The sequence below is a fragment of the Streptomyces viridosporus genome (assembly GCF_002078235.1).
Classification (GTDB): Bacteria; Actinomycetota; Actinomycetes; order Streptomycetales; family Streptomycetaceae; genus Streptomyces; species Streptomyces viridosporus.
This window is the reverse complement of record NZ_MSGP01000224.1, coordinates 1-5,443: the sequence shown is the minus strand read 5'-3', so window position 1 is coordinate 5,443 and position 5,443 is coordinate 1. Positions and strand designations below refer to the sequence as shown.

6 protein-coding genes and 1 pseudogene are annotated in these 5,443 nt (G+C 69.8%); 4 read left to right on the top strand and 3 right to left on the bottom strand.

Annotation, left to right across the window (positions count from 1 at the left end):
* Positions 1 to 124: 124 nt before the first annotated feature.
* A complete protein-coding gene (locus B7L92_RS16805) occupies positions 125 to 433 on the top strand; it encodes a DUF6234 family protein (protein WP_255311000.1) in 309 nt (102 codons plus the stop codon).
* Between the two features lie 805 nt (positions 434 to 1,238).
* The gene (locus B7L92_RS16800; protein WP_107501511.1) at positions 1,239 to 1,685 is read left to right on the top strand and encodes an SRPBCC family protein; all 447 of its coding nucleotides are present in this window, start codon (positions 1,239 to 1,241) and stop codon (positions 1,683 to 1,685) included.
* Between the two features lie 117 nt (positions 1,686 to 1,802).
* Here the strand turns inward: B7L92_RS16800 and B7L92_RS16795 are convergent, their stop codons facing one another.
* Positions 1,803 to 2,195, bottom strand: coding sequence for a hypothetical protein (locus tag B7L92_RS16795; protein ID WP_255310999.1), 393 nt, complete (start codon positions 2,193 to 2,195; stop codon positions 1,803 to 1,805).
* 232 nt (positions 2,196 to 2,427) lie between these two features.
* Complete coding sequence (locus B7L92_RS16790) at positions 2,428 to 3,021, bottom strand: DUF4291 domain-containing protein (protein WP_081238410.1); 594 nt, start codon at positions 3,019 to 3,021, stop codon at positions 2,428 to 2,430.
* A 186-nt stretch (positions 3,022 to 3,207) separates the two neighbouring features.
* Here B7L92_RS16790 and B7L92_RS43675 point away from each other — a divergent pair.
* Positions 3,208 to 3,381, top strand: a pseudogene (locus B7L92_RS43675) (DUF5959 family protein); the annotation flags it as partial.
* Positions 3,382 to 3,450: 69 nt separating this feature from the next.
* On the opposite strand, the gene B7L92_RS16785 reads toward B7L92_RS43675, so the two are convergent.
* A complete protein-coding gene (locus B7L92_RS16785; protein ID WP_004986504.1) occupies positions 3,451 to 4,212 on the bottom strand; it encodes a phosphoglyceromutase in 762 nt (253 codons plus the stop codon).
* 149 nt (positions 4,213 to 4,361) lie between these two features.
* On the opposite strand from B7L92_RS16785, the gene B7L92_RS16780 reads away from it, so the two are divergent.
* Positions 4,362 to 5,443 (top strand): MDR family MFS transporter (locus B7L92_RS16780; protein WP_081238408.1); only part of this gene is annotated, 1,082 nt, incomplete at its 3' end.

The following is a 5,443-nucleotide window of genomic DNA, read 5'->3' as shown; positions in this document are numbered from 1 at the left end:
GCCCCTCCCTTGAGCCTCCGTACATCTGAGTAGGCGTACTCATGCGGGGCGCGGCCCGAGGCCGCATGCTGTTGTCCCCCGTGCGGTGGACGGACGAGGGGCGACAACCGGAACGGCGGTGGGGATGAGGCGCGAGAGCAGGCCGTCGACCGGCCGACAGGCGGGAGTCGCCGCGGCGCTGCTCCTGATCGACCTGATGGTGATCGCCTGGCTGCTGTACGGCTACGGCATGACGGGGTGGGCCGACGGCTACGACACCTCCAACCCACCGGACGCCCCTCGGGCCGCCCGACAGGCGATGTGGTTCCTGACCGGCGGCGCGGCACTCACCGGCGGCGGCCTGCTCGTCCTGGGCTGGCGCATCCCCGGCACCCTGCAACTCCTGCTCCTGGGCGGCGCGGCGACCCTGTTCGCCTCCTTCACCACACTCTGACGGACGCCCACGACGCCCTCGGACGGCCCAGCAACGACCCGGAGCACCGTCAGGGATCGCCAGGCTTCGCCAGGCGCCTGCTTCCGCTGCGGCGAGGAGACCGAGGGCGAGCTGCTTGCCGACGAGACACTACCGCAGGGACCGCGCAAGCCCGGCGGCTGCACCGGCCCGCGCGAACGCGCTTCCGGCCCTTGAGCCGACCACACGGCAGCCGCCGTCACCGGCACGTTGAGCCGCGCCGTCAGTTTGGGAAGCTGCGACCGTGTGCGGCCCGTCCGGGCACTGACCCGGGTGAACGACCGAGGAGTGGCCTTACCGGGATCGGCGGCTCTCACCGTGGTTCCCCGCTGTTACCCGCTCGATCCGGTGCGCTTGCGGTGCGGGGCTGCTGTGCGACGTGCCAGGTGTCCGTACCTGCAGGCCGGCCGTCGTGTACCGGTCCTACGACGCGGCGACGACCGTTCGGACGTTCGTGCTGTCGCTTCCGGTCGTGCTGGTTGTGGGCCGGCACGTCCGGCGCCGCAGGCAGGTGGGGCCCACCGCAACTCGTCCCCGGCTGTCGACTCACCCGTCTGGATCTGTCGGGCTGTGCAAGTGGTGCGGTCGGCATGACGCTGGAAGCCAAGCCCGCGGGACGGCCGGAGGGACGACCCGGTGCGCCGGGCCCACCCGTCGAGCCGAGGAGTGGCCGGGCTCCCGCGCCGCGCTTCACAGCCGCCGAGCGTCTGCTGCGCCGGACGTCCTCGTTCCGGGGACGCCACGACCGGGGGCGCCTCCATGCTGCCCCTCCTCCAGGAGCGTGATGATGGCCCGGAACCGCTGCCTGATCCTGAGCTCGCCGTCCGAAGTCTGGCGCCTGCTGTCCGACGGCCATCGCTACGGGGAGTGGGTGACGGGAACCCAGCAGGTCCTCGCCGTGGATCCGCATTGGCCAGACGTGGGCGCCCGACTGAAAGTCCGCGTCGGCGTCGGCCCTCTGACCCTCGACGACACCTGCGTCGTCCGCATCTGCGAACCACGACACCGCATGGAACTGGAAGCGAAGGCAGATCCCTTCGGCGCAGCTCGCATCGCCATGAAGCTGACCCCCTGGAGCGGGAACACCCTCTTCACCCTCGATCGGCACCCCCTCCGGGGCCCCGGCACCCGGATGCACGGCCTCCCCGTGGACTACTTCGTCGCGGTCCGCAACGGCATGATGCTGACGAAGCTGGCCCGGATCGCGGTGCGCGAGCACGCCGTGAGCGTGTGAGGCACCTGACGAACACCCGAGGCGGTTCATTTTGGCGCGCAACCGATGTGCGCCTGCTGTCGACCGACCTCAACCCTGCTCCGCCGTAGAGCACCAGGACTGGAGCCGATCAATCCCTCAGCACCACTGCGAACCCGCGCGGTCCGCGACGATCTCCACCTGGAGCAGACCGTCGTCCGGACCCTCTATGCCCAAGTAGGCGGTCGTCCCGCCCAGCGACTTGGTGAAACAACCGGACACCGTCTCGCCCTCGGCCGTGGTGCTCGGTCGCCAGCCGTCCGCCCCGGCGGCCTCCCGATAGTGAGCCAAGGCGTTCTTCAGGGACCCGCCGTACCGGTACTGCGTCCCGACGGCCACGAAGCGGTCGTCGTCGTCGCAATCCCGGTACCGGTCCTCCGGGGCAGCTCCCTCCGGGGCCGTGTCCAGCATCGCCGCGCCGGCCATCACTTCGGCAAGCCGGTCCTCGTCCTCGCCGCAGCCATAGACGGACAGGAAATACAACGCGGGCAACCCACCAGCACCAGCCCCGAAACGGCCACGACAGCGGCCAGGCGGGGCCCCACCCCACTTCTCTTCATGCCGCAGGACGTTAACGCACCCGCCGTGAAGGCTCGTCGCAGCATCCTGACCCACGTCGAACGCGCCGGACCACGACCGGTTCGGCGCGTGCCGCGTCAGTGCTCCCGGCAGGCTTCAAGCCTGCGTCGCCTCTTCACAAGACATCTCGTTCGGCCGGCTTGGCTCACTGGCGCAGATGGGCCAGGAGCTCGTCGTTCACGGGGTAGGGACGTTCCTGGGGGAGGAGCTGCCGGGCGATGTCCAGGTCTCCACGCCGTACATGGGCATGGACGGCGTGGGCGAGCGGCGTGACGTCGGTGAGGGAGACGACCCACTCGTCGGCGTAGCGACGTGCGGCTTCGCCGGCGAGGCCGAGCTGGAGCGAGCGGTGGGGAAGCGGCTGAAGGCGCAGATCGCGTTCGGGGTCCCACTGCACCCGGGCAGGAGCCCGCTTCAGCCGGCGCTTCCACGTGGCGCGGTCACCGTGGAGCCCCTGTTCGTAGTGGGACAGGCAAGCGTGTTCCAGTGCCCACTCGAAGCCTTCCCGGGTGATCTCGACGGCCAGAACGGCCTCCTGGCCTTCCTTGGTGCCCCAGCCGCAGCGGTACATCATCCACAGGAACGACGGTTTGATCCATGTCATCCGGTCCCGTTTCCACACCGCCGGGAAACGGCCCTCCCGGGCGGCCGGCAGGCCGATCTCCGGCGCGTACGCCTGGTAGACGGTGACCGTGGAGTCCGTGTGCACTGCTCGAATCCGGTGTTGAGGTTCTGTCACACGGACCAGGGTGAACACACCCCTTCGCGCGCACCATCGAATTACCGCGGCGAAAGACCACCGGGTCAGCGGTAGCAGGTCGTGGAACCATGCCGAGGCATCGGTGGCGAGCGCCGGTGAGCTCGTGCGGAGTGCGACGGCTCCCCGTCTTTCTGTTGGGGGTGCTGAGCACGCGTCGAAGGAGGCGTGTCCGCCCTGTGGCTCGAATCCGGGCGGACTCCTTCCATGAAGTTCAAGTCCGACGAGAGCGGCGGACTCCGGATGCCCGTGCACGACGGGCCGGCGTCGGGGGTCACTGTCACCGTCCCGCTGTTCGCGCTCCCGCCGGTATGGGTCGGCGAGCAGCGGTACCTGCTCACCCGGGTAACGGACAGCACAAAGCCCCCCACCGGCGAAGAATCCGCAGGTAGGGGGCTTAAAGCATTCGGGCTACTTCTTCTTGCCCTGGTTCTTGACCGCCTCGATCGCGGCTGCCGCCGCCTCCGGGTCGAGGTACTTGCCGCCCGGGGTGACCGGCTTGAAGTCGGCGTCGAGCTCGTAGTACAGGGGGATGCCCGTCGGGATGTTCAGGCCCGCGATGTCCGCGTCCGAGATGCCGTCGAGGTGCTTGACCAGGGCGCGCAGGCTGTTGCCGTGGGCGGCGATCAGGACCGTGCGGCCGGTCAGCAGGTCGGGGACGATCGAGTCGAACCAGTACGGGAGCATCCGGACGACGACGTCCTTCAGGCACTCCGTCTGCGGGCGCAGCTCCGGCGGGAGGGTCGCGTAGCGCGGGTCGGAGAACTGGGAGTACTCGGCGTCGTTGTCGAGCGGGGGCGGCGGGGTGTCGTAGGAGCGGCGCCACAGCATGAACTGCTCCTCGCCGAACTCCGCGAGGGTCTGCGCCTTGTCCTTGCCCTGGAGGGCACCGTAGTGACGCTCGTTGAGGCGCCAGCTGCGGCTGACCGGGATCCACAGGCGGTCGGCGGCCTCCAGCGCGAGCTGCGCGGTGCGGATCGCGCGCTTCTGGAGGGACGTGTGGAGCACGTCGGGCAGCAGGCCGGCTTCCTTGATCAGCTCGCCGCCGCGCGTCGCCTCCTTCTCGCCCTTCGGGGTGAGGTTGACGTCCACCCAGCCGGTGAACAGGTTCTTCTCGTTCCACTCGCTCTCGCCGTGGCGGAGGAGGATCAGCTTGTACGGTGCGTCGGCCATGTGCCCGAGCGTAATCGAAGGCCCGTCCTTGCTGCGCGGGGCGCCCGCCGGTCGGACGGTTGACGGGATCTGTTAATCGAGTGGCCCCCGGACACGAACCCTCCGTAAGGTCTGCTTGCCTTTCCAGCCACTTACATCCGGGGGGTCCCATGTCATCGGTAGCCCGTGCGAGACACGCGGTCCGCCAAACCGTCTCCGGGCTGCCCCCGGCGTTCTGGTGGCTGTGGACCAGCACCCTGGTCAACCGGCTCGGCGCCTTCGTCGCCACCTTCATGGCGCTCTACCTGACCCTCGACCGCGGCTACTCCGCCACCTACGCCGGTCTCGTCGCCGCCCTGCACGGCCTCGGCGGAGTGATCTCGTCGTTGGGCGCCGGGGTGATGACCGACCGGCTCGGACGGCGGCCCACGCTGCTGGTCGCGCAGGCGTCGACGGCGGTGTCCGTCGCGCTGCTCGGGTTCGTGCACGACCCCGTCGCCATCGCCGGCGTCGCCTTCCTCGTCGGCATGGCCTCCAACGCCTCCCGGCCCGCCGTCCAGGCGATGATGGCGGACATCGTGCGGCCCGAGGACCGCATCCGTGCCTTCTCCCTCAACTACTGGGCCATCAACCTCGGCTTCGCCGTCTCCTCCATGGCCGCCGGGTTCATCGCCGAGTACAGCTACCTCGCCGGTTTCCTCATCGAGGCCGTGATGACGATGGTGTGCGCCGTCGTCGTCTTCGTGAAGCTGCCCGAGTCGAAGCCCGTGCGGAGCAGCGCGGAGCAGGCGCGGGAGGAGTCCGTGGGGCTGGGGACGGTGCTGCGCGACGGGCGGTTCATGGGGGTCGTCGGGCTGTCCTTCCTGGTCGCGGTGATCTTCCAGCAGGGCTCGGTCGGCCTGCCCGTCGCGATGGGCGCGGCGGGGTTCACCCCGGCCGACTACGGCCTGGCCATCGCGGTCAACGGCGTGCTCATCGTCGTGCTGCAGATCCCGGTCACCCGGTTCATCGAGCACCGGGACCCCGGGCGGCTGCTGGTGATCTCCTCGCTGCTCGCCGGGTACGGCTTCGGCCTCACCGCCTTCGCCGGGTCGGTCGGCGTCTTCGCCCTCACGGTCTGCGTGTGGACCCTCGCCGAGATCGTCAACGCGCCCACCCAGACCGGTCTCGTGGTCCGGCTCTCCCCGGTGCACGGCCGCGGGCGCTACCAGGGGATGTACACCATGTCCTGGGCCGTCGCCGCGCTCGTCGC

Coding starts and splice junctions, on each gene's coding strand:
- B7L92_RS16785 (WP_004986504.1), bottom strand. CDS start 4,212: ATGGCCGACGCACCGTACAAGCTGATCCTCCTCCGCCACGGCGAGAGC.
- B7L92_RS16805 (WP_255311000.1), top strand. CDS start 125: ATGAGGCGCGAGAGCAGGCCGTCGACCGGCCGACAGGCGGGAGTCGCC.
- B7L92_RS16800 (WP_107501511.1), top strand. CDS start 1,239: ATGGCCCGGAACCGCTGCCTGATCCTGAGCTCGCCGTCCGAAGTCTGG.